At 68.0% G+C, this 23,096-nt stretch carries 21 protein-coding genes; 9 read left to right on the forward strand and 12 right to left on the reverse strand.

Annotation, left to right across the window (positions count from 1 at the left end):
• The first annotated feature begins 20 nt into the window (after nucleotides 1-20).
• Together hsaB and C8258_RS07040 are read left to right on the forward strand one after the other, a co-directional pair.
• Nucleotides 21-611, forward strand: coding sequence for a 3-hydroxy-9,10-secoandrosta-1,3,5(10)-triene-9,17-dione monooxygenase reductase subunit (gene hsaB, locus C8258_RS07035; protein WP_106954464.1), 591 nt, complete (start codon nucleotides 21-23; stop codon nucleotides 609-611).
• A gap of 99 nt (nucleotides 612-710) precedes the next feature.
• Nucleotides 711-1,619, forward strand: a complete 909-nt coding sequence (locus C8258_RS07040) for an AraC family transcriptional regulator (RefSeq protein WP_106954465.1) — start codon at nucleotides 711-713, stop codon at nucleotides 1,617-1,619.
• 57 nt (nucleotides 1,620-1,676) lie between these two features.
• Here C8258_RS07040 and C8258_RS07045 read toward each other — a convergent pair whose 3' ends face one another.
• The 8 genes from C8258_RS07045 to C8258_RS07080 all read right to left on the reverse strand — a co-directional run bounded on the left by C8258_RS07045 (nucleotide 1,677) and on the right by C8258_RS07080 (nucleotide 10,380).
• On the reverse strand, nucleotides 1,677-2,426 hold the full coding sequence (locus tag C8258_RS07045) for a DUF427 domain-containing protein (protein WP_106954466.1): 750 nt from the start codon (nucleotides 2,424-2,426) through the stop codon (nucleotides 1,677-1,679).
• A 279-nt stretch (nucleotides 2,427-2,705) separates the two neighbouring features.
• Complete coding sequence (locus C8258_RS07050; RefSeq protein WP_036497593.1) at nucleotides 2,706-3,959, reverse strand: MFS transporter; 1,254 nt, start codon at nucleotides 3,957-3,959, stop codon at nucleotides 2,706-2,708.
• 8 nt (nucleotides 3,960-3,967) lie between these two features.
• A complete protein-coding gene (locus C8258_RS07055; protein ID WP_233224925.1) occupies nucleotides 3,968-4,468 on the reverse strand; it encodes a MarR family winged helix-turn-helix transcriptional regulator in 501 nt (166 codons plus the stop codon).
• A 166-nt stretch (nucleotides 4,469-4,634) separates the two neighbouring features.
• Complete coding sequence (locus C8258_RS07060; RefSeq protein ID WP_106954467.1) at nucleotides 4,635-5,720, reverse strand: acyl-CoA dehydrogenase family protein; 1,086 nt, start codon at nucleotides 5,718-5,720, stop codon at nucleotides 4,635-4,637.
• A gap of 31 nt (nucleotides 5,721-5,751) precedes the next feature.
• Nucleotides 5,752-6,756: an acyl-CoA dehydrogenase family protein gene (locus tag C8258_RS07065; RefSeq protein ID WP_106954468.1), complete on the reverse strand. Its 1,005-nt coding sequence runs from the start codon at nucleotides 6,754-6,756 to the stop codon at nucleotides 5,752-5,754.
• Between the two features lie 55 nt (nucleotides 6,757-6,811).
• Nucleotides 6,812-7,942 carry an acyl-CoA dehydrogenase family protein gene (locus C8258_RS07070; RefSeq protein WP_106954469.1) on the reverse strand — a complete coding sequence of 377 codons (1,131 nt, stop codon included), beginning with the start codon at nucleotides 7,940-7,942 and terminating at the stop codon, nucleotides 6,812-6,814.
• Nucleotides 7,943-8,749, reverse strand: coding sequence for an enoyl-CoA hydratase (locus tag C8258_RS07075; protein WP_233224940.1), 807 nt, complete (start codon nucleotides 8,747-8,749; stop codon nucleotides 7,943-7,945).
• A gap of 83 nt (nucleotides 8,750-8,832) precedes the next feature.
• Complete coding sequence (locus tag C8258_RS07080) at nucleotides 8,833-10,380, reverse strand: FadD3 family acyl-CoA ligase (protein ID WP_106954470.1); 1,548 nt, start codon at nucleotides 10,378-10,380, stop codon at nucleotides 8,833-8,835.
• A 243-nt stretch (nucleotides 10,381-10,623) separates the two neighbouring features.
• On the opposite strand from C8258_RS07080, the gene C8258_RS07085 reads away from it, so the two are divergent.
• From C8258_RS07085 to C8258_RS07105, 5 genes are all read left to right on the forward strand, one after another.
• The gene (locus C8258_RS07085; RefSeq protein ID WP_233224942.1) at nucleotides 10,624-11,805 is read left to right on the forward strand and encodes an acyl-CoA dehydrogenase family protein; all 1,182 of its coding nucleotides are present in this window, start codon (nucleotides 10,624-10,626) and stop codon (nucleotides 11,803-11,805) included.
• Between the two features lie 46 nt (nucleotides 11,806-11,851).
• Complete coding sequence (locus C8258_RS07090; protein ID WP_063006824.1) at nucleotides 11,852-12,646, forward strand: SDR family oxidoreductase; 795 nt, start codon at nucleotides 11,852-11,854, stop codon at nucleotides 12,644-12,646.
• 251 nt (nucleotides 12,647-12,897) lie between these two features.
• On the forward strand, nucleotides 12,898-13,632 hold the full coding sequence (locus C8258_RS07095; RefSeq protein WP_106954471.1) for a hypothetical protein: 735 nt from the start codon (nucleotides 12,898-12,900) through the stop codon (nucleotides 13,630-13,632).
• 45 nt (nucleotides 13,633-13,677) lie between these two features.
• Complete coding sequence (locus tag C8258_RS07100; RefSeq protein ID WP_233224926.1) at nucleotides 13,678-14,340, forward strand: TetR/AcrR family transcriptional regulator; 663 nt, start codon at nucleotides 13,678-13,680, stop codon at nucleotides 14,338-14,340.
• A gap of 45 nt (nucleotides 14,341-14,385) precedes the next feature.
• Nucleotides 14,386-15,537, forward strand: a complete 1,152-nt coding sequence (locus C8258_RS07105; RefSeq protein ID WP_036497620.1) for an acetyl-CoA C-acetyltransferase — start codon at nucleotides 14,386-14,388, stop codon at nucleotides 15,535-15,537.
• Between the two features lie 89 nt (nucleotides 15,538-15,626).
• Here C8258_RS07105 and C8258_RS07110 read toward each other — a convergent pair whose 3' ends face one another.
• Entirely contained in the window at nucleotides 15,627-16,943 is a 1,317-nt protein-coding gene (locus C8258_RS07110; RefSeq protein ID WP_369974718.1) for a lipase family protein, read from the reverse strand.
• Nucleotides 16,944-17,486: 543 nt separating this feature from the next.
• On the opposite strand from C8258_RS07110, the gene C8258_RS07115 reads away from it, so the two are divergent.
• Nucleotides 17,487-18,392, forward strand: coding sequence for a cyclase family protein (locus tag C8258_RS07115; RefSeq protein ID WP_106954473.1), 906 nt, complete (start codon nucleotides 17,487-17,489; stop codon nucleotides 18,390-18,392).
• 48 nt (nucleotides 18,393-18,440) lie between these two features.
• Entirely contained in the window at nucleotides 18,441-19,961 is a 1,521-nt protein-coding gene (locus C8258_RS07120; protein WP_106954474.1) for a long-chain-fatty-acid--CoA ligase, read from the forward strand.
• A gap of 165 nt (nucleotides 19,962-20,126) precedes the next feature.
• On the opposite strand, the gene C8258_RS07125 is transcribed toward C8258_RS07120, so the two are convergent.
• From C8258_RS07125 to C8258_RS07135, 3 genes are read right to left on the reverse strand one after another with little or no spacing between them, the layout of a single operon-like run.
• Nucleotides 20,127-21,512, reverse strand: coding sequence for a phosphotransferase family protein (locus tag C8258_RS07125; protein WP_369974719.1), 1,386 nt, complete (start codon nucleotides 21,510-21,512; stop codon nucleotides 20,127-20,129).
• Entirely contained in the window at nucleotides 21,503-22,687 is a 1,185-nt protein-coding gene (locus tag C8258_RS07130; protein WP_199195624.1) for an acyl-CoA dehydrogenase family protein, read from the reverse strand. The genes C8258_RS07125 and C8258_RS07130 overlap by 10 nt, the downstream gene beginning before the upstream one ends.
• The gene (locus C8258_RS07135; protein ID WP_106954476.1) at nucleotides 22,687-23,076 is read right to left on the reverse strand and encodes a nuclear transport factor 2 family protein; all 390 of its coding nucleotides are present in this window, start codon (nucleotides 23,074-23,076) and stop codon (nucleotides 22,687-22,689) included. The genes C8258_RS07130 and C8258_RS07135 overlap by 1 nt, the downstream gene beginning before the upstream one ends.
• Between the last annotated feature and the right edge of the window lie 20 nt (nucleotides 23,077-23,096).

The raw sequence follows: 23,096 nt of genomic DNA on the forward strand, positions 1-23,096 counted from the left end.
GCGCGGAGAGGGCGACAACCATGACCGCCACGGGCGAATACCCGGAGATCGACGGCCGGCAGTTCCGGAATGTGCTGGGACAGTTCTGCACCGGTATCACGGTGATCACCACCTTCACCGAGGCCGAGGACACCGACCGGGCGCCGATCGGTTTCGCCTGTCAGTCCTTCGCCGCCCTCTCCCTCGACCCGCCGCTCGTGCTGTTCTGCCCCACCAAGGGATCGCGGTCCTGGGCCGCGATCGAGCAGTCGGGACGGTTCTGCGTGAACGTCCTGGCCGAGGAACAACAACAGGTGTGTGCCCGCTTCGGTTCCCGCGAACCCGACAAGTTCGCCGGAATCGGCTGGAGCACTTCGGAGCTGGGACTTCCGGTCCTGGACGACGCGCTGGCCACGATCCAGTGCACGGTGGACAGCGTCGTCGACGGCGGCGATCACTACATCGTGATCGGCCGGGTACTGGCCCTGTCGGAGTCCACGGACTCCGGCAGGCCGCTGCTCTTCTACCGCGGCCAGTACACCGCCATCGAACCCGAGAAGACCACCCCGGCCCCCTGGCGGGCCGATCTCGAACACTTCCTCACCACGACCACCCTGGACACCTGGTTGTAGATCTCGCGCCGCCGTGTCCGGTGGGTGCGTTGACCGTGACCGGATCGGTCAGCATGCTGGTGATCGTCGCGGTGTGAGATCGGCCGAGTGGGGCAGCGTGTGGATATCTTGAGTGAGACGGTGGCGGCCGTGCGAACCGGAATGCCCGCCTCGGGCCTGTTCGTGCGGCACGCACCGTGGGGGAGGCGATATCCGCTGGTCCCGGGCGCCGGTTTCCATATCGTGCTGCAGGGCGAATGCTGGTTGCTGGCACCGGATTCGGAGCCGGTGCGGATGGGTCCCGGCGATGTGTTGTTCATGCCCCGTGGTGCCGCGCATGTGATCGCGGACAGTCCGCACAGTGCGATCACCGAGGTGGCGACACCCGGAGAGCCGCGCGAGATTCCCGGGCCGGGATCGCGGACCACCCTGCTGTGCGGGGCATACGAGGTCAGCCGGAGTCGCCGCCATCCGCTGCTGGACCAACTGCCCGACTTCCTGCACCTACCCGCCGATCCGGACCGCTCCCCGGCCCTGCGTGCCGCGGTGGATCTGCTCGTCGGCGAGCTCACCGAACCGCGGCCGGGCACCGACGCCGCCGTACCCGCGCTGCTGGATACGCTGCTGCTGTTCGTCCTGCGCTCCTGGTACGAACAGACCGAAACCTCCGGCTGGGCAGGCGCTTTCGCCGATCCGGCGGTGTCGGCGGCGCTGCGCGCCATCCACGCCGACCCCGCGCGGGCGTGGACCGTGCCCGAGCTGAGCGCGATGGCGGGAGTGTCCCGCGCCACCCTGGCCCGCCGATTCGCCGCGACCGTGGGTGAAGCGCCGCTGGCGTATCTGACCCGCTGGCGCATGCTCACCGCCGCACGCCTGCTGCGCGAGACGGACCTGCCGATCGCGGCGATCGCGCACCGGGTCGGCTACGGCTCCGAATTCGCCTTCGCCAAGGCGTTCAAGCGCGAGTACACCCTCGCTCCCGGGCGTTATCGCCGCGCCGAGGAGTTGCCTCCCGTCCTCGCGGTGTGAGGAGGCCGAATGCGTCCGGAAAGCCCTGTGCCGCTGGGCCGGAGGTAGCGCCGTGATTCAGCTGAACGGGGTCGAGTGTTCCTGCCGGACCCCGTCCACGTACAGCTCGACCTTCTCGTTGTAGAAGCAGACCAGCCCGGCGACCTTCTGACTCTCCGGCAGGGGAGTGCGGTAGTACCAGACCAGATCGGGATAGTCGGTGTCGCCGACGCGGATGTTGTAATACTCGGCGGTGCCCTTGTAGGGGCAGCTCGTCGTGGTGGCCGAGGACGTGAGCAGATCCATCCGCACATCGGTCAGCGGCAGATAATAGCGCGGAACGAGACCGGTCTCGTAGAGAATGTGCGGCGAATTCGATTCCGCCACAACCTCTCCGCCGATCTCCACCCGCACCTTGCGGGAACTGGCGAGGATGTCGACGCGCGTATAGGGATTGCGCGGATGGACGTAGATCGGCTCATCCTCCTCGAACCACCGGTCCATCTGTTCCCAGTCCAAGCGGATGTGCTCGCGCAACTCCGGGATCGGCGACTCCGGATAGCGAAGGGCCGCAGCAGGTCTGGTGCTCCCGCCGATCACCACATCGTAGATGTCGCCCTCGCCGCGACTCGTGGAGTGCTTGGTCGATCCGGTCGCGACCAGTTCCGCGCGAAGGTCCTCGACCGGCACATAGTAGGTGGGATAGTAGGGACTCTCCCAGACCAGCAGCGGACGGATGGTATCCGCGACGACCTGCCCGTCCACATAGGCCCGAATCCGCCGATGCCCCGCCTCGGTCCGTACCCGCCCCCGATTCGTCTCGGTCATTTCACCACGGTACGCGCGGAAGGTGACAACTCCGGATAAGTGGTCGACGGGGCACCGGCCCGCAGCGATGTGCCCGAACTTTTCGTGCAAACCTCGGCGAAAATGCGAGAAAACTGCCGAGAACGGCCAGGTTTGCACGATCTGTTAACCGGCACCGGCCGCTCGAGCGACAACGTGGCCGTGGATTCCGGCTCACCGCCGTTGCGGTCAGAGAAGGGGTACCGCAGCGGAGGGTGCCGTCGGGGCGAGGGGGTGGGTCGCCCGCGACGACGAGTTCGGTCAGTCGTCGCCGACGGTGATCGCTTCGGCTTCGGCCGGGCTGTGTTCGGCCGGGTCGTGGTCGTCCACGTGGGACAGGGCCGACCGGCCGCCGAGCAGTACCAGGACGCCGACCGCGGTACACGCGGCGCCGACCCAGAACGGGAGGGCCATCTGATGTTCGCCGAGCTTGCCGGCCAGATACGGGGCGGCGGCGCCACCGACGAAGCGGACGAAGCTGTAGGCGGCCGAGGCGGTGGAGCGTTCCACCGGGGCGGAGATCATCACGGCCTCGGTGATCAGGGTGTTGTTCACGCCGAGGAACAGGCCCGCCAGTACGGTGCCCACGATCAGCACGGGCTTGTGGTCGGCCCAGATCGCCATGGCGGCCAGATCGGCGGCGAACAGCGCCAGCGCGGTCGCGATCATCGGGACGGTGCCGAACATGCGCTGCAGTCGCGGCGCGAACACCACCGACGCCAGCGCCAGCAGCAGACCCCAGCCGAAGAAGATGAACCCGATCGAATAGGTGCCCATGTTCAACGGGAACGGGGTGTAGGCCAGCAGGGTGAAGAAGCCGTAGTTGTAGAGCAGTGCGGTGATGCTGACGAGCAGCAGTCCGCGGTGCCGTAAGGCCTTGAACGGGGCCGTGATCGAGGTGTGGTGGGCCGGTTTCGGCATCTCCGGCAGCAGCACGACGATCGCGACGAACGCGACCGCCATCAGGACGGCGACGCCGAAGAACGGTGCGCGCCAGCTGAATCCGCCCAGGAACCCGCCGACCAGCGGTCCGGCGGCGATACCGATGCCCAGTGCCGCCTCGTACAGGATGATGGCGCGGGCGACCCCGCCGCTGGCCGCGCCCACGATGGTGGCCAATGCGGTCGCGATGAACAGCGCGTTACCCAGTCCCCATCCGGCGCGGAACCCGACGATCTGCCCGACCGTGCCCGACGATCCGGCCAGCGCGGCGAACACGACGATGATGGCCAAGCCGGCGAGCAGCGTCTTCTTGGCGCCGAAACGGCTCGACACCACGCCGGTGATCAGCATCGCGACACCGGTGACCAGCATGTAACTGGTGAACAGCAGGGTGACCTGAGACGGTGACGCGTGCAGTTGTTCGCCGATCGGTTTCAGGATCGGATCCACCAGGCCGATACCCATGAAGGCGATGACCGAGGCGAAAGCTACTGCCCATACCGATTTGGGCTGCTTGGTCTTCGGAGTGGTCGTCGCCTCGGTCGCGGTCGGTGATGAGAGAGTGGTGCTCATCAACGCTCCTACTTCGAGACTGTGTGTGGTGCAGCCGATTTCAGGGCTTCGAGGAGATCGGTCAGCTCACTTTCGAGGTGGCTGAGCCGGTCGATGCCGAAGTCGGGCAACCGGGCCGCGAGGGCGGTGCCGAACGCGCGACGGGACACGGACAGCTGTTCGCGTCCCGCCGGCGTCAGCTCGACGACCACGGCTCTGGAGTCGTCGGGGTCTTTGGTGCGTGCCGCGAGTCCGGCGGCTGTCAGCCGGCCGATCAGCGCCGTTGCCGAGGGCTGGGAGCAACCGTCGATCTCCGCGAATTCGCTGATTCGCAGCGGACCGTGCTCTTCGAGCGTGGACAGCGCCCGCACCATCGCACGCGGGAGCGCTCGGGTTCCCAGCGTGCCGGCCAGTCGAGTGAGCCGCGCGGCGGTGACGGCGATGTCGACCATTAGCACCTCGGCCGGATCCGGGGCGGAGACCGAGCTCCGGGCCGGATCCGAGTGGGTGGGCGACTCGTTCGACTGCACGACAATTATGTTACATAAGCTAACTATGTATGTACATAGCCTAACTATCTATTTTGCCGTGACGTCGCGCACAGCCGCACGCTGGGTCGCGAATACGACTCGACCCCGCGACCGTCGGGCGCGGGGTCGGAGTACGCGAATGCAGCCGCGTGGATTGTCGGGCGGATCAGGCGGGTCGGGCGAGCGGTCGTCCCGGCATCCCGAACAACTCGGCATCGCCGTGCGCCCGCTTGAAGAACAGATGCGCGTCGTGCTCCCAGGTGATGGCAATTCCGCCGTGCATCTGCACGGTCTCCGACACCACCGAACGGAACGCGTGCGAGCAGTGGATGCGCGCCGACTCGAGGTCGAGCGTCGTCTCGGCGGACACCGGTCGATCGAGATCCGCGATCGCGGCGTACGCGGCCGAGCGGGCCGACTCGACCAGCACGTACATATCGGCCATGCGGTGCTTGAGCGCCTGGAAACTGCCGATCGCGCGGCCGAACTGCACGCGCGACTTGCTGTACTCCACGGTCAGGTCGAGGCATTGATCGGCCGCGCCGACCTGTTCGGCGGCCAGGGCGGTCCAGGCGACCGCGCGCAGGCGGGCCGTGATCGCGTCCGCATCTCCGCCCAGCCGGGTGGCGGCCGCGCCGTCGAAGGCGACGGTGCTCAGACGCCGGGTCGGATCCATGGTCCGGACGACGGTGCGGGTGACTCCCGAAGCGGTGGCATCGATTTCGTAGAGCCCGTCGGCCGTCACCACCAGCAGGGTGTCGGCATTGGCGCCGTCGAGGACGTAGCGCGCGGTCCCGGTCAGTGCGTCGCCGTCCGCCCGCACGGCGTATCCGGGCGCCGCGCTTGCGCGTGCCCCTGTGGCCCAGCCCTTGTCGTCCGCCCAGCACACCGCGAGCGTCCGGGTACCCTCGGCGACGCCGGGCAGCAATCGTTGCGCCGCATCGGCATCACCCGTCGCGAGCAGCGCCTGGACGCCGAGGACGGCCGACCCGAGCATCGGCGGGTTGTGCAGCGTGCGCCCGAGTTCCTCGAGTACCACCAGCGCCGTATCGAGGTCGGCGCCGACGCCGCCGTACTCCTCCGGAATCGCCAGCGCGGCCACACCCACCTGCTCGCACAGCAGTTGCCACAGCCGTTCGTCGTAGCCGAGTTCGCTGTCGATCGCCTGCCGCAGGGCGGCCCGGTCGCCGTGGCGGGTGAGGACGGCGCGGACGGTCGCGGCCAGTTCCTGCAGTTCCGCGGTATCGGTCATCGCCGTACTCCCGTCTCGTCGTATCGGTGGTTCACGCGCCGGCCGCCGCCGGCGTACGCAGCGCCGCGGCGACCCGGGCGCGATGGAAATCGGCGGTGCCCCAGGCGGATCGGAGCGCGGTCACCTTGGTCAGCCACAGCGACAGATCGCATTCGGACGTGTAGCCGATGGCGCCGTGCACCTGCAGGGCGATCCGCGCCGTCCGGTACGCGGCCTCCGCGCAGGCGAATTTGGCCGCCGAGACGTCGCGGGCGCGGTCGGCGGTATCGAAGCTCAGTGCCGCGCGGTACAGCAGCGGTTCGGCCATGTCGAGGCCGATCTTCGCATCGGCCAGATGGTGTTTGATGGCCTGATAGCGCCCGATCGGCTGCCCGAACTGATGCCGCTGGATCACATAGGCGACGCTGGTGGCCAGCATCGCGTTACCCGCGCCCAGCAGCTGTGCCGCGGCCGCCAGCGCACCGGCGTCGAACGCCGTCTCGGCCGCCGCGAGCACCGAATCACCGTGCGCCACAACCTCGTCCGGGGTCACCGAGTAGAGCCGCCGCGCCGCGTCCACCGATTCGATCCGGTCGCCCCGGCGAGCCGTGCACAGCTTGTCGCCGTCCACGACCAGCACCACGTCGGCGGAATCGGCATCGAGGGCCGGTGTCTGCGGCGAGAGCGCGATGGTGCCGAGCGCTTCACCCTCGGCGAACCCGGGAAGCCATCGCCGCGCCGGCCCGGAATCGTCGAGTGCCTGCAACAGCGCCGGAATCACCGCGGCGGTCTCGATCACCGGTCCCGGTACCGCGGCCCGGCCGAATTCCCGGCACGCCACCACCAGGTCGATGGTCTCGGCGCCCATCCCGTCGTATTCCTCGGCCACGGCCAGGCCCAGCGCGCCGGCGCCGGCCAACTGCCGGATCAGTGCCCGGCCGCCGCGGGCGCCGCCGCCGTTCCAGTTGCGGATGACGGCGGGCGTACCCGCGGCATCGCACATCTTGCGCAGGCTGTCGGCGAAGTCGCGTTGTTCGGGGGACAGTGCAAATCTCATCGATGGGTCCATTCGGGGGTGCGGCGCGGGGAGGCGGGATGGCACATGGCGGATCTCAACGCGGTAGCCCGAGCAGGCGCTCGGCGACGATATTGCGCTGAATCTCGTTGGTACCGGCGTAGATCGGGCCCGCCAGCGAGAACAGGTAGCCGTCGGTCCAGGCGCTGCTGTGCTCGGCGGTGGCGTCGAGCAGATCCAGGGCGGTCTCGTGCATCGCGATATCGAGTTCGGACCAGAAGACCTTGTTGATCGACGATTCCGCGCCGAGTTTGCCGCCCTCCGACAACCGGGTCACGGTGCCGAGCGTGTTGAGCCGGTAGGCCTCCGCGCCGATCCACGCGTCGACCACGCGGTTGCGGGCCGCGGTGTCGGCCGGATCGGCGGTCTCGCGCCACAGCTCGATCAAGCGCGCGGCCGTGGCGTTGAAGCGGCCGGGGCTGCGCAACGACAGGCCGCGCTCGTTGCTGGAGGTACTCATCGCCACCCGCCAGCCCGCGCCCGGTTCGCCGATCACGTCGCGATCGGGGACGAAGACGTTGTCCAGGAAGATCTCCGCGAAACCGGGCTCGCCGTCGAGCTGCGGGATGGGCCGCACCGTGACGCCGTCGGCCGACAGCGGGAACATCACATAGGTGAGGCCCTTGTGCCGCTCCGCCTCGGGATCGCTGCGGAACAGGCCGAAGGCCCAGTCCGCGAACGAGGCTCGCGAACTCCACGTCTTCTGCCCGTTGAGTACCCAGCCACCCTCGACCCGCTTCGCGCTGGATCGAATGCCCGCCAGGTCGCTACCGGCCTCCGGCTCCGACCACGCCTGCGCCCAGATGTCGTCGGCGCGAGCCATTCTCGGCAGGATGCGCTCGAGCTGTTCCGGCGTGCCGTGTTCGAACAGGGTGGGCGCCAGCAGGAAGATGCCGTTCTGGCTCACCCGCCCGGGCGCGCCCGCGGCGTAGTACTCCTCCTCGAACAGCACCCACTCGAGCAGCGAGGCGTCGCGCCCGCCGTATTCGCGCTGCCACGACACCACCGACAGCCGGGCCTCGGCGAGGGTGTGCTCCCAGGCGCGATGCGCCTCGAAACCCTCCCGGGTGTCCATCGACGGCAGCGGTTCGGCGGGGACGTTCGCGCGCAGGAATTCCCGTACTTCGAGCTGGAATTGCGCTGCGGCCGAATCGAGTTCGAGATCCATCTACTTGCCGCTCCGTTCTGCGGTCGTTGCGGTCGCCTTCATCGACTTGACGTTCATTCCGGCCAGCGAGTCGGTGCCGACCTCGGCGTTGTGGGCGTGGGCGAAGTGGTGCAGGCCGAAGACCGAGTCCATGCCGGCGCGCATGCCCATCAGGTCCTCGCACTGGTTGACGGCCTTCTTGGTCAGCGCCAGGCCGAATTGCGGCATGGTGGCGATCTTCTCGGCCAGTTCGAGGGTGTGCGATTCCAGCTCGGCGCGCGGCACGACCCGGTTGACCATGCCCCATTCGTAGGCCTGCTCGGCGCTGAACCGATCACCGGTGAACAGCACCTCCTTGGCCCGCCGCGGTCCCAGCACCCACGGGTGCGCGAAGTACTCGACGCCCGGAATGCCCATCCGCACAACGGGATCGGAGAAGAACGCGTCGTCGGCGGCGACGATCATGTCGCACACCCAGGCCAGCATCATCGCGCCGGCGATGCAGGCGCCCTGCACCATCGCGATGGTGGGCTTGGGGATCTCACGCCAGCGCCGGCACATGCCGAGGTAGACCTCGAGCTCCCGGGCGAAGCGCTGATCGCCGCCGGGCCGGTCGACGTGGTCCCACCACAGCGCGGCCTTGTTGTCGTATTCGATGTGATGGTCGCGTCCGGGCGTGCCGATGTCGTGCCCCGCGCTGAAGTGTTTTCCGTTGCCCGCCAGGATGATCACCTTGACCTCGGCGTCCTCGACCGCGCGGGTGAAAGCGGCGTCGAGCGCGTAGGTCATCACCGAATTCTGGGCGTTGCGGTAGTCCGGCCGGTTCATCGTGACCAGGGCGATCGGACCGCGGCGCTCGTAGGTGACGACCTCGCCCTCGTCCGGAATCGGCGCGGGGGTTGCGTCTGTGGTCACGAGATCTCCTCACGTAGTTGCCGCTTGAGCACCTTTCCGGCGGCGCTGTAGGGCAGCCGGTCCCGGAACTCCACGAATCGCGGCACCTTGAAATTGGCCAGAGTCTTCTTCGCGTAGGCGATGACGTCGTCTTCGGACAGTTCGGCGCCCGCACGGCGCACGATGTAGGCCTTGCCGACCTCGCCCATCCGCTCGTCCGGCACGCCGATCACCGCGGATTCGGCGACGCCGTCGAGCCGGGCCAGGGTCTGTTCGATCTCGGCCGGGTAGACGTTGAAGCCGCCGGAGATGTACATGTCCTTGAGCCGGTCGGTGATCTTCAGATATCCGCGCTCGTCGAGGATGCCGACGTCGCCGGTGTGCAACCAGCCCTCGGCGTCGATGGTCTTGGCGGTGGCCTCGGGATCGTCGAGGTAGCCGACCATCACGTTCGGCCCGCGCAGCAACACCTCACCGTGATCGCCGATGCGCACCTCGAATCCGGCCATGGCCGCACCCGAGGTGTTGGCGATGGTCTCCGGATCGTCGTCGGGCAGGCACATGGTGCCGAAGCCGGAGGATTCCGAGAGGCCGTAGGCGGTGACGACCACCTCGAATTCCAGTTCGCTGCGCATTCTTTCGACCAGCACCACCGGTACGGTCGCCGCACCGGTGACCGCCACCCGCAGGCTGCTCAGATCGAAATCGGCGCGGGCGGGATGTTCCAGGATGGTCTGATAGATCGTCGGCGGGCCGGTCAATACGGTGATGGCCTGCTCCTGCACCATCCGCATCGTCTGCGGCACGTCGAAGGTCGCCTGCGGGACGATGGTCGCGCCGGTGACCAGGCAGGCCAGGATCGCCGCCTTGTAACCGAAGTTGTGGAAGAACGGCGGGATCACCAGATAGCGATCGGAACTGTTCAGCGTCGACCGCTCCACCCAGGCGCGCACCACATCGAGCGCCTGGCGCTGGGCCACCAGCGTGCCCTTGCTGCGGCCGGTGGTGCCGGAGGTGAACAGGATGTCGGCGATGTCGTCCGGCTCGACCGATTCCGCGCGGGCGATCACCTTCTCCACCGGCGTCTGCGCGGCCAGTTCGGCGAGTTGCGACCAGGCGATGGCGTCGTCGTAGGCCGACTCGCCCTCGGCCGGGATGACGATGACCGTGCCGACGGCCAATCCCGGTGCGGCGGCGCGTAATTCCGCGAGGCGCTGCCGGCCCAGGAACGGATCGGCGATGAACAGTGCCTTCGCGTCCACCCGGGCGATCACATCGGCGGCCTCGTCGGCGACGTAGCGGGTGTTGAGCGGAACCAGCGCGGCGCCGGTGTAGTGCGTGGCCAGCGCGGCCACCACCCAGTGCCAGGTGTTGGGCGCCCAGATCGCGATCCGATCGCCGCGCTGGATTCCGCGCGCGATCAGCGCCCCGGCCGTCTCCCGCACGGCGTCGAGTAGTTGTGCCCAGCTCAGGTGCACCTCGCCGTCGCTGACCGCCGGCGCATCGCCGTGGATGCGCGCGGCTTCGTGCAGGGCGAGAGGGGTGGTCTGCACAGGGGGTGTCACGTCGTCCTCGTCTTCTACACGCTGGTCGACGGGCCGAGCAGCCGGCTTCTCCGGCGTGGTGACGGCTCGGTCCGTCGGTCGATTCGCGCTGCAGAGCTCACCGCCCTACAAAGCAAGTGCTTGGTAGGTTACTCTACCGGAGTGAGTGCGATCCAGACCCCCGATTCCGCCGCCGGTGCGGATGCCTCCCCCGCGGCGGCCCCCGGTACGGAAAACGCAGCCGACCAGGAATTCCGCACCGAAGTGCGGGAATGGCTGGCCGAGAATCTGAACGGGCAGTTCCGCGAGCTGCGCGGGCTCGGCGGGCCCGGAAGCGAGCACGAAGCATTCGACGAGCGGCTGGAATGGGACCGCCACCTCGCCGCGGCGGGACTGACCTGCCTGGGCTGGCCGGTCGAGTACGGCGGCCGGGCGGCGACCCTGCGCCAGCAGGTGATCTTCCACGAGGAATACGCGAGCGCGAACGCCCCGGCGCGCGTCTCGCACCTGGGGGAGGAGCTGCTCGGCCCGACCCTGCTCGCCTTCGGCACCGAGGAGCAGAAGCAGCGCTTCCTGCCCGGCATCCGCTCGGTCACCGAACTATGGTGTCAGGGATATTCCGAGCCCGGGGCCGGTTCGGACCTGGCGAACGTGTCGACCAGCGCCCGGCTCGACGGTGACGAATGGTCGATCAACGGCCAGAAGATCTGGACCTCGCTGGCGCATCTGTCGGACTGGTGCTTCGTCATCGCCCGCACCGAACCCGGCTCGACCCGCCACCACGGCCTGTCCTATCTGCTGGTGCCGATGAAACAGCCCGGTATCGAGGTGCGCCCGATCATCCAGCTCACCGGAACCGCCGAATTCAACGAGGTGTTCTTCGACAACGCCCGCACCGCCGCCGACCTGGTGGTGGGCGAGCCCGGTGAAGGCTGGCGGGTCGCCATGGGCACCTTGACCTTCGAGCGCGGCATCTCCACCGTCGGCCAGCAGATCCGCTTCGCGCGCGAACTGTCGAATCTGGAAGCGGTGGCGAAAACCAATGGGGCCCTGGAGGATCCGGCTCTGGCCGAGCGTATCGACCAGGCCTGGGTGGGGTTGCGCGTCCTGCGCGCACACGCCCTGCGGACCCTGGAATCGGCGCATCAGAACGTCGACGCCCGCACCGCAGCCGGCCAGGCCTCCGTCTCGAAGCTGTTGTGGGCCAACTGGCATCGCGGCCTCGGCGAACTGGCGATGGACGTGCTGGGCGCCGAAGGTCTGATCGCCCGGCCTCCGGTCGGCGGCACCGGATCCGCGCTCGATCCGCATCCCGCGGACGACCTGAACCAATGGCAGCGCCTCTATCTGTTCACCCGCGCCGACACGATCTACGGCGGCTCGAACGAGGTGCAGCGCAACATCATCTCCGAACGCGTGCTCGGCCTGCCCCGGGAAGCCCGCTGACAACTAGTGGCCGAAGCCGATATTCGGTCGTAAGGAAGGACCTACAGTGCCTGATCTCTCGGTTCCGCCCCAGCCGGTCTCCGGTCACGGGCTGCTCGCCGGCCGGGTCGCCGTGATCACCGCCGCCGCCGGTACGGGTATCGGATCGGCCACCGCGCGCCGCATGCTCGACGAGGGCGCCGACGTGGTGGTCTCCGACTGGCACGAACGCCGTCTGAAGCAGACCGAGGAGGAACTGGCCGCGGAATTCCCGCAGCGCAAGGTCGCCTCGGTGGTCTGCGATGTGACCAGCACCGAACAGGTCGACGAGCTGATCCGGGCCGCGGCGCAGCGGCTGGGCCGGATCGACATCATGGTCAACAACGCCGGTCTGGGCGGTGAGACACCGGTCGTCGACATGACCGACGAGCAGTGGGACCGCGTCCTCGACATCACCCTGAACGGCACCTTCCGCTGCACCCGCGCCGCGCTGAACTACTTCCGCACCGCCGGGCACGGCGGCGTGATCGTCAACAATGCCAGCGTGCTCGGCTGGCGGGCGCAGCACGGCCAGGCCCACTACGCCGCCGCCAAGGCCGGTGTCATGGCATTGACCCGCTGCAGCGCCGTGGAGGCCGCGGAACTCGGCGTGCGGATCAACGCCGTCGCGCCGAGCATCGCCCGCCACCCGTTCCTGGACAAGGTGAGCTCCACCGAACTGCTCGACCGGCTGGCGGCGGGCGAGGCGTTCGGGCGGGCCGCCGAGCCGTGGGAGGTCGCGGCCACCATCGCGATGCTCGCCAGCGACTACACCTCCTACATGACGGGCGAGATCGTCTCCGTGAGCAGCCAGCGCGCTTGAGCTGTATTTCTGGCCTCCGCTTCGCTCCGGCGGGGTTTCGGCCCCCTGGGCCTCGATTTTTCACTCCTCCGGTCAGTCGCTGCGCTCCCTCCCTCCGTCGCTCCACAATCGAGGCGGGCCGAAACCCATGCGGGCGCACTGACTCGAGGAGGTCGACCGGGGGGCCGGTGTGAAATTGGGTAGCGCTGACCTCCCCTAGCTGTGCGATCCTGAGAACGTCCGGTTCCGACAGTTCGAAGGGACCACGACCCATGGGTCTGGACGGTCGACAGGAAGACAACGACGTACTGGAACTCGAGTTGATCCGCGAGGTGGTGCTCGCGCGGCGGCGGCAGGACGAGATCGTGCTCGCCGCTCTCACCCTCGGCGCCGAATTGCTCGATCACGCCGGTGCGCGCGCGACCGCAACGCGTGCCGCGCAGATCCTGCGCGAGCACGAGGTGGACGAGGCCGAGGTGGCGCGTGATCCGCGTGCCGCTCTGCGCGCGGATATGGCCCGCGATCGGCGCCGGGTGCGGCGCATCGGCGCAGGCTGCGGCCCGGGGGAGTCCGATCCCGGCGGGGAACGCCGCCGGCAGCAGACCGCCCTGCTGTGCGAGGTGCGCGCCGATCTGCTGGAGGTGGTGCGGCGCTGCCGCCGGTTCCGATTCGATCGCCTCGCCTTCGCCGACGGCATCGATCGGGGGCTGGCTGCGGCAACCGGCAAATTGGAGGGCGCCGCCGACCGCGACACCTATCTGGCGTGGCGGCGCGGCATCGTGCTCAAACTCAGCGAGATTCCGGAATCCGGCGGCCCACCGCGGGCGATGGCGACCGTCGATGCGGGACCCGGCCGGGGTCCGCTGCTCGTGGAATGGGACAGCTGTGAGCGGCGGCTCGCGCTGGTGGCCCGGATGAAACGGGCTGGTATTCCGCCGGTGGAGATCTGCGATCGGTTGCTCGCCGATCTGTCGATGTCCTCGCCGCTGCGTTATTCCATTCGGTGAGCCACCACCATGGACCAAGCAAATGCTTGGTTGTATTATGGCCGGGTGACCGCATCCGAGGCCTCCAAATCCGCACGCCGCAACGAATTGCTCGGCCTGGCCGCCGGCCTGTTCGCCGAGCGCGGCCTGCGTGCGACCACGGTCCGCGATATCGCCGATGCGGCGGGGATTCTATCCGGCAGTCTCTACCACCACTTCGACTCGAAAGAGGCGATGGTGGACGAGATCCTGCGCGGCTTCCTCGACGATCTGTTCGGCCGCTACCGCGAGATCGTCGCCTCCAACCTCTCGCCGCGAGCCACCCTCGAGGCGCTGGTCATCGCGTCCTGTGAATCGTTCGACCGCTGGCATTCGGCGGTCGCGATCTATCAGGCCGAGGCCAAAAGGCTCAGTGACACACCGCGTTTCGCCTACATCGCGGAATACAACCGGGAATTCCGGGAGCTGTGGCGCAATGTGCTCACCGAGGGCGTGCGCGACGGCAGCTTCCGTCCCGAACTCGATGTCGAACTCGCCTTCCGCTTCCTGCGCGACACCGTCTGGGTGGCGGTGCGCTGGTATCAGCCCGGCGGCCGCATCACCGCGGACACCCTCGCCAAGCAGTATCTGACCATCGTGCTCGATGGACTCACCAACCCCGAGAACCGTTCCGGCGCAGTCCATTCCGGAGCATCGCAGTCCGGCGCCGAATCCGGCACATCCGAATAGGAGCGTTACATGTCCACACCGTCCGATCGCCGCCGGTACGCACCGGTGCGCGAGGCCTACGTCATCGATGCCGTGCGGACGCCGATCGGTAAGCGTGGCGGTGCGCTGGCCGGGGTGCATCCCGCCGATCTCGGCGCGGCGGCACTGCAGGGGTTGCTGGGCCGCAACGCCATCGACCCCGGCAATGTCGACGATGTGATCTTCGGCTGTGTCGACGCCATCGGCCCGCAGGCCGGCAACATCGCCCGGACAGCCTGGCTGGCGGCCGGATATCCGGAGGAGGTCCCCGGTACCACGGTGGACCGTCAGTGCGGATCCAGCCAGCAGGCGATCAATTTCGGCGCGCAGGCCATCATGAGCGGCACCGCCGAGGTGATCGTCGCCGGCGGCGTGCAGAACATGAGCGCGATCCCGATCTCGGCCGCCATGCTGGCCGGTAAGGAATACGGTTTCGACTCGCCCTTCGTCGGCGCCAAGGGCTGGGACCACCGCTACGGCACCGGTGAGGTCTCGCAGTTCAACGGTGCGCAGCTGATCGCCGAGAAGTGGGATATCAGCCGGGAAGACATGGAGCGCTGGGCACTTCGCAGCCACGAACGCGCCCGCAAGGCCATCGCCGAGGGCGCCTTCGATCGCGAGATCGTGCCGGTCGGCGACTTCTGGATCGACGAGGGACCGCGGGAGACCAGCCTGGAGAAGATGGCGGGACTCAAGCCGCTCAGCGAGGGCAGCCGCCTGACCGCCGCGGTCGCCAGCCAGATCTCCGACGGCGCCAGCGCCACCCTGCTGGCCTCCGACTGGGCCGTCGCCGAATACGGCCTGAAGCCGCGCGCCCGCATCCATCACGTCAGTGCCCGCGGCGCCGACCCGATCTACATGCTCACCGCGCCGATCCCCGCGACCAAGTGGGCGTTGGAGCAGACCGGGCTGACCATCGACGATATCGACGTCGTCGAGATCAACGAGGCCTTTGCCTCGGTGGTGCTGGCCTGGCTGAAGGAGACCGGCGCGAACCCCGACAAGGTGAACGTGCACGGCGGCGCGATCGCCCTCGGACATCCGCTCGGCGCCACCGGCGCGAAGCTGTTCGCCACCCTGCTCAACGAGCTCGAGCGCGTGAACGGCCGCTACGGCCTGCTCACCATCTGCGAGGGCGGCGGCACGGCCAACGTCACCATCATCGAGCGAATCTCCTGAGCCGCTTCGCCTTTCGGGCGAAACCGGTCCGGTGAAACGGAAGAGGCCCCGCACACCTGCGGGGCCTCTTCGCATGTGTCCGTCCGGACTCAGATCACCGGGTCCAGCGAGTTGCCCGGAGCGATGGCGCCGCAGTTGGCCGGGGCCGGCCGGCCCGCGAACCGGTCGTTGAGCCACAGCAGGGCCTCCGGCAGCCACGCGATGGTCGAGGGGGTGTGGCTGAGCAGGTCGTACTGCCTATACAGGATCGCGGAGTTCCCGGTATCGCAGTACTGCCGGGTCAGGCTGCGGACATCGCCGGCGACCATCACGCCGTCACCCGGCCCGGACACCGGCTTACCGTTGTCGGTCCCTTCCAGCACCCCGTTGGCGCCCTGCCCGATGAGCATCGGAATCGTCGGCGTCGGCGCCAGTCCGAGGTCGACCTTGCGCACCGCCTCGACGAACGGCGCCACGCTGTTGGGATCGGCGTACTCCGGCTTGACCATCTGCGCCCAGGTCAGACCCGGGTACTGGTACAGCACATTGGCGATGGACGCGTACTGCAACTTGTTCAGGATCTCGGCGCCGAACGGGCTCATATAGGGCGTGAAGTCGATGTCGTAGGAGCGGCCGATGCCGATCACCGCCATCGCCGCCACTCCGGCCCAGCCGAAGCTGCCGTCGATGTAGCGCAGGTTGCGCGCGGGATTGACCAGGACGCCACCCTCCGCCGCCCCGACCAGCTGCCGGTCGACATCCGGGGCGTAGACCGGCGCCAGGGCCGCGGCCCAGTTGGTGGCGATCGCGCCGCCGGAATATCCGAACAGCGCGACGCGGGTCTGCTCGTTCAGTCCGATCTGCGCCGAGTGGGTGGCCGCCCGGATCGAGTCCAGGGTGTTCATCCCGTATTCGGGACCGGCGGCGAAATCGGCCGCCTGGCCCTCGGTGTCGGCGACGATGATCGTGTAGCCCTGCGCCAGCAGCGGCGCGACCAGCTGACCTTCCACATTGTTCACCGCCCCGCCGAAGGACACGTTGCCGGCGACCGACCGCGACGGCCCGTCCTCGGGATTCAGCGAATCGTAGAAGGACTGGTAGGCAACGGCTTTCGCGGGATCGACGCCGGTCGGCGGCAAGAGTACAGAGGTGACGTTCACGGCCGGCCGCTGCAGGGCGTCGGTCGTGCGGTACTGCAACTGCACCGCCGTGACGGGCGTCGGGATGCCGGCGAAGTGGTACGGCATCGTGCGCGTCTGCAACACGGTTCCCGGGGCGATCGAGGACAGCGGCGCTGCGCCCGTGTACTCGTAGAACGAATCGGATGCCGCATGCGCACTCGGTGCGAGACCGGTCGCGGAGCCGACAAGCAATGACATGGCCGCGACGGCGGTCGCGATCTGCAGGACTGCACGTCCTCGTTTCACCAGGAGTCCCCTTCTACCAAACCGGACACCTTCGTCCGGTTACTCGTTGGTAGTGTGAACCCAATCACCCTCGCACGTCAATACGGCAGAAATCAACTGTGTGGTTTCGGAAATCGACTGCTGTCTATGGGGATATTCCTGTCGCGATGCCTGTGGCTCCACCGTTGCGACGTACCTCGTTCATGAAAGCTATTGCAGTGCAGCCATTCTCGTGCGCCACCGGCGAATCGCTGGCCGCCTATCCGGCCATCGAATTATGGGCGTGAAGTGAAACCACTCCGTCTCGAATGCTGGACCGCGACGCGTGGGCGCTTTATCTTGTATAGCTGTGCGCTATCGCGTCTCGCGATGTCCGGCTCGCCCGCGCGGTTCGCGGTACCGCCGTCCCACCTGGTCCGGCAGTCGCCCCCGGTTGTGATCGGCGTGAACCTGACATCCGCCTATTGACACCGAAAGTGCTGTCGGACACACTTGCGGCACGAAGTTGACATGACTGTCACGTCATAAACAGTTCAGGAGGCAACGGTGCCCGAAGTTCCCGAGATGCGCGCTCTGGGCCGGAAGGTCAGCAATTGGGGTCGGTGGGGGACCGACGACGAGCGCGGAACCACGAATCTGATCACGCCGGAGCGGGTGGTGGCCGCCGCGGCGCTGATTCGCACCGGTGAGACCTTCAAACTCGGTATTCCGCTCGACGGTGACGGTCCGCAGCCCGGTGGTGCGCGCATCAATCCGATCCGGTTGATGTCGGAGAACGGCCAGGAACAGGTGCTTCCCGGCGGTTTCAAATGGGCCGACGATTTCGTCTTCATGCCGTTGCAGGCCGGTTCCCAGTACGACTCGCTGGCGCACGTGCACTACGACGACGCGCTGTACAACGGCCACCCCGGCTCCGGAGTGACGGTCAAGGGGGCCGACAAATGCGGTATCCACACCCAGTCCGGCGGTATCGCCGGGCGCGGCGTACTGCTGGACGTGGCTCGTCATCGCGGCGTGGACTGGCTCGAGGCCGGAACCGCGATCGGCCCCGACGAACTCGACGCCGTCGCGGCCGCGCAGGGCGTGGATGTCGGTGCCGGTGACATCCTGTTGATCCGCACGGGCTGGCGCAAGAAATTCCGCACCGACGGTGATCCGCACGGCTTCATGGCCGGTGAGCCGGGTCTGAGCCTGGCGTGCGCGACCTGGCTGCGCGACAAGGACGTCGCCGTCGTCGGCTCCGACAACTGGGCGGTCGAGGTGATGCCCGGCGAACATCCGGGAACCGCGTTCGAACTGCATATGGTGCTCATCCGCGATATGGGCCTGACCCTCGCGGAAATGCTCGACTTCGAGGATCTGGCGCAGGCCTGCGCGGGCGACGGGCGCTGGGACTTCTTCTACGCCGGGCCGCCCCTGCAGTTCACCCGCGGCGTCGGCTCACCGATCAACCCGCTCGCGATCCGGTGAGAAGGGCGCACCTGCCATGGATTTCGAATCGGCAAGGAGTTCGGACAGATGCTGATCGGTGACATCGTCGAATACGGGGCGCGTAAACATCCCGACCGAATCGCGGTGCGCTTCGAGCAGGAGGTGATCGGTTACCGGCAATTGCGCGACGGCTGCCGCCGCCTCGCGAATGCGCTGCTCGGCGTGGCCGAGCCGGGTGACCGGGTGGCGATTCTGTCGGCGAACTGCCCGCAGTATCTGGAGTGCTACTACGGCGTTCCGATGGCGGGAATGGCGTTGACCATCCTCAACTTCCGGTTGCACGAGGATCAGCTCGTCGGCCTGATCGAGCATTCCGGTGCTCGGGTGCTGATCGTCGCCGCGGAGTTCGCGGACCTGGTGGACCGCATCCGTGACCGGATCCCGTCGGTGACCACGGTGGTGTCGATCGGGTCCGCACCGGGCACGCTCGGATGGGACGAATTCGTCGGCCCGGCGTCGGCCGCTGCGCCTGTCTACCGTCCCGATCCCGACGATGTGGCGTGGCTGGTCTACACCAGCGGGACGACCGGCATGCCGAAGGGCGTCATGGTCTCGCATCGCAATCTGCTTGCGGGCGTGACTTCTTCGGCTCTGCAGTGGACCGTCGCCGAGGAGACGGTATTCCTGTTCTGCTTCCCGCTGTGCCACGTCGGCGGCTACGTGGTGCTGGTCAATCACCTGATCGGCGCCACCGTGGGCATCCTGCGCGCCTACGACAACGCGACCTTCCTCCGGCTGGTCGACGAATGGCAGGTGACCCAGACCGGCCTGGCGCCGACGATGATCAACTTCCTGCTGCAGGATCCGGCGTTGGAGCGTCACTCCCTGAAGACGCTGCAGGCGATCGGCTACGGCTCCTCCGCCATTCCGTCCGCGGTGCTGCGTGTGGGACTGGAGCGGTTCGGCTGTGATTTCTACCAGGGCATGGGGATGACCGAACTCGCCGGCAACGTCCTGCATCTGGACGAACAGGCACACCGGCGGGCGGCGCGCGGGGAGACCCATCTGCTCGCGTCGGCGGGAAAACCCATGCGGCTGGCGGATATTCGCATCGTCGACGAGGATTTCGCCGATGTCGCGCGGGGGCAGATCGGCGAGATGGTGGTGCGTGCGGATCAGGTGACCGTCGGCTACTGGAACGATCCCCGGGCCACCGCGGAATCGTTCACCGACGGCTGGTTCCGCACCGGCGATATGGTCCGCCAAGACGAGGAGGGCTTCGTCTACATCGTCGATCGGAAGAAGGATCTGATCATCAGCGGCGGTGAGAATGTCGCCTCGCTGACGGTCGAACAGGCGCTGTACCGGAATCCGCAGGTCGCCGAGGCCGCCGCGATCGGCGTCCGCGACGACACCTGGGGCGAGGTGGTGTGCGCGGTGGTCGTCCTGCGGGACGAGGCGACCGCCACGGCCGAGGACATCATCGCCGGTTGCCGCGAACACCTGGGCGGATTCCAGGTGCCGCGGCGAGTGGAATTCGTCGACGCGCTCCCCAAGAACGTCACCGGCAAGATTCTCAAACGCGATCTCCGCGAACAGTTCTCCTGATCCGTGGCGGACCCGGCGGTCCGGTGGTGACGCTGATACGTCGCCACCGGGCCGCTGCTTTGCGTTCCCGACGACGCTGGATTCCCATGGTCGTACCCCGAAACGACAATCGGCCGGGAGCTACCGAACAGCGGTAGCTCCCGGCCGATTGCCGCCGTCGTGCGATTACCTCAGGTGGCGCGGATTCGCGATCCGCAGGCGGGCCAGGACCGCGGCGGAGATCGCCCGGCGCACGACCTCGTCGGTATACGACACCGCGCCCGAGCGCAGCCGCGCGGCCAGATCAGCCTCGGACTCGCAGCCCAGCGCTGCCAGATGGCCGTGCACCGCGTCGGTGGCGGCGGGGCCGGCGGCCGATTCGCGCGCGGCGATGCCGAGCAGATTCGCGCAGACCCGAAGGAGGTAGCGCGCGCGTGATTGCTCCGGCGGGAGTGCGGGCCCGATCTCCGCGGTGAGCGTTTCGGCGACCAGCTCCATGATTTCGGCCGGGTGCGGCCGATCGTGCACGGTCGCAGGCATTTCCGAGGGCGAAGGAGTCGGCACAGTGTCGTCGAGCAGGTCCAGGACGGTGAGTAGATCGTATTCCGATTCGCAGACCCGGCGCCCGATCGCGGCGAGTTCGAGCGAGCGTTCGTCCCCACTGAGATGCCGATGCGCCTGAAAACGGCTGAGCACCAGCCATTTCAGCGTGCCGAAGGCTTCCCACCAGTGCAGTTCCGCCGCGGTGGGCCGGTAGCCCGCGGACCGTTCGTAACCGTCCAGGAGTTGCTGCCGACTGCCCAGACCGCCCACCGGCGCGTCGGCGCCGAACCGCCAGGCTCGCACACACAACCAGCCCAGATCCTCGATCGGATTGCCGAGATGGGCCAGCTCCCAGTCCAGCACCGCGCGCACGCCGTCCGGCTCGATCAGGAAGTTGCCCAGCCGGAAGTCGCCGTGCACCAGCGCCTTCGTGCGTTCGGCGGGCCGATGTTCGCGCAGCCAGCACAGTCCGGCCTCGACCGCCGGCCGCGGATCGTCCAGGTCGCGATAGATCTGCTCGAGGGTGGCGAGCGGATCGTGATCGTCGAGGATGTCCAGGGTGTCCAGCGGGGTGCGGTGGATCAGTCCCAGGACGTAGCCGAGATCGCCGGCCAGCCGGTCGCGTACCGCGGCGAAGGCCGGATCCCGTTGCAGTTTCCGGGGAATCGACTCGCCGTCGACAGGCTCCATCAGCAGGTACGGGGCGTCGATCCCGGGCGCGGTGGCCCCGTCAGCGAGGACGGCGGGTACCGGCACTCCGGCAGCACCGGCCGCCCGCAGACAGACCGCTTCGGCGTGCATACGCGCCGAATCGCCGTGGCCGGGCGGGTCCCGCCGCAGCACGGCCCGCACCGCGGCGCCAGTGCCGTCGCGGGCCTCGACCGCGTACACCTGCCGGCTCGCGCCCCCGGTGAACTGCCGCAACGCGACATCGGTGATCGAGGTGCCGAGGGTGTCCGCCAGTACCGCACGAACCCCCTCGGTGAGCGTAACCGGTTCGGCGGCAGCCGATTCCGCGCTCACAGCCACGGCGCCGCCTCGGGGGAGCGCAGCAACCGGCGCGCGGTCGACATGCGATGGACCTCGTCGGGGCCGTCGTAGACGCGAGCGTAGCGGGCCTGCCGGTACATCCGCTCCAGCGGGGTGTCGGCGGTCAGCCCGAGGGCCCCGTGTACCTGGATGGCGCGATCGATCACATTGTGCAACATCCGCGCACCCCAGAACTTGATCAACCCGACCCGCACCCGATAGTCCTCACCGGCATCCATGGCGCGAGCGGCGTCGAGCGTCATCAGCCGGGCCGCATGGATCTCGGCCGCGGATTCGGCGATGTACCGGTGGATTTCGCCCTTCTCGGCGAGCAACGATCCGTGCACGTACCGGGTGTTCGCGCGCTCGCACATCAGCTCGTAGGCGCGCTGGGCCTGGCCGAGCCAGCGCATGCAGTGGAAGATCCGGCCGGGACCGAGCCGGTCCTGTGCCACCACGAAACCCTGTCCGCGTTCGCCCAGCAGGTTCGCCGCCGGCACCCGCACATCGGTGAGCCGCACCTCGTAGTGATCGCTCGGATCGTGGCCCATGGTCGGGATGGAGCGGACGATCTCGAAGCCCGGAGTGTCGGTCGGCACGATGATCGCGCTGATCCGGGAGTGGCGTGGCATCGATTCGGGTTCGGTCCGGGCGAAGACGGTGCAGTACGCGGCCTGGGCGGCGCCGGTGGTGAACCACTTGTGCCCGTTGATGATCCACGTGTCGTCGTCCAATTCGGCCGCGGTGGCGATCAGGGTGGGATCGGATCCCGCGACCTCGGGTTCGGTGAGGCCGACCGAGGGCAGGATGTCACCGGACACCATGGGCGGAATCCAGCGCGCCCGCTGCTCCTCGGTGCCGTGCCGGTAGAGCATGAGCGTGTCCTGCATGGAGACCGAACCGACCGCCAGCATGCCGAATTCGGAGCGGCCGATGATCTCGTTCAGATACACGAAGTCGAGGAACGGCACACCGCCGCCGCCGAGTTCGGCCGGATGGCCCAGCGCCCACAGTCCGAGTTCCTTCGCTCGCTCCTTCAAGCGGGCGAGGGTGGCGTGTGCGGTGTCATCCTCGCGGGCCAGCGCCGACTCCACGGGAACGACCTCGGTATCGATGAATGTGCGCATCCGTGCGGACAATTCGGCGATCTCGCCCACCGGGCGGTTGACCGGCATCATCGGTAACCTCCGCTCGCCGCCGACACCTCGCGCAGCGGCTGCGTCGCCGCCGAGTCGACGTATTCGTCGATCCTGGTGATGTGCCCGTCCCGGACACGCACGAACAGGCTCGCGGGGACCTCCAGATCACCGTGGCCGGGCAGACGGCCGCGCACGACATGCTGCTGAGCGAAGCCGTCCGGCAGCACATAACGCCGAATATCCTCGTACCGCAGGTTTTCCACGGTGCGCGAGAGCCAGCGCAGTACCCGCAGATTGTCCGCGACGGTCTCCTCGGCGTTCGTGTCGTTGTGCCAGATCCGGGCCTCGGGCGCGTAGAGCGCGGTCAGGGCCGCGGTATCGCCCGCGCTGACCGCGGCGAAGAAGCGGTCGGCCAGTTCATCCATGCGAAGGACCTCCGGGTTTC

This window comes from Nocardia sp. MDA0666, from assembly GCF_003023875.1.
Lineage (GTDB): Bacteria > Actinomycetota > Actinomycetes > Mycobacteriales > Mycobacteriaceae > Nocardia > Nocardia aobensis.

What these genes read in the sequence shown, in the direction of transcription:
- C8258_RS07115 (WP_106954473.1), top strand. Translation starts at nt 17,487, where the DNA reads ATGCGCGCTCTGGGCCGGAAGGTCAGCAATTGGGGTCGGTGGGGGACC.
- C8258_RS07130 (WP_199195624.1), bottom strand. Translation starts at nt 22,687, where the DNA reads ATGCCGGTCAACCGCCCGGTGGGCGAGATCGCCGAATTGTCCGCACGG.
- C8258_RS07070 (WP_106954469.1), bottom strand. Translation starts at nt 7,942, where the DNA reads ATGGATCTCGAACTCGATTCGGCCGCAGCGCAATTCCAGCTCGAAGTA.
- C8258_RS07065 (WP_106954468.1), bottom strand. Translation starts at nt 6,756, where the DNA reads ATGAGATTTGCACTGTCCCCCGAACAACGCGACTTCGCCGACAGCCTG.
- C8258_RS07095 (WP_106954471.1), top strand. Translation starts at nt 12,898, where the DNA reads ATGGGTCTGGACGGTCGACAGGAAGACAACGACGTACTGGAACTCGAG.
- C8258_RS07045 (WP_106954466.1), bottom strand. Translation starts at nt 2,426, where the DNA reads ATGACCGAGACGAATCGGGGGCGGGTACGGACCGAGGCGGGGCATCGG.
- C8258_RS07060 (WP_106954467.1), bottom strand. Translation starts at nt 5,720, where the DNA reads ATGACCGATACCGCGGAACTGCAGGAACTGGCCGCGACCGTCCGCGCC.
- C8258_RS07120 (WP_106954474.1), top strand. Translation starts at nt 18,441, where the DNA reads ATGCTGATCGGTGACATCGTCGAATACGGGGCGCGTAAACATCCCGAC.
- C8258_RS07050 (WP_036497593.1), bottom strand. Translation starts at nt 3,959, where the DNA reads ATGAGCACCACTCTCTCATCACCGACCGCGACCGAGGCGACGACCACT.
- hsaB (WP_106954464.1), top strand. Translation starts at nt 21, where the DNA reads ATGACCGCCACGGGCGAATACCCGGAGATCGACGGCCGGCAGTTCCGG.
- C8258_RS07075 (WP_233224940.1), bottom strand. Translation starts at nt 8,749, where the DNA reads ATGAACCGGCCGGACTACCGCAACGCCCAGAATTCGGTGATGACCTAC.
- C8258_RS07135 (WP_106954476.1), bottom strand. Translation starts at nt 23,076, where the DNA reads ATGGATGAACTGGCCGACCGCTTCTTCGCCGCGGTCAGCGCGGGCGAT.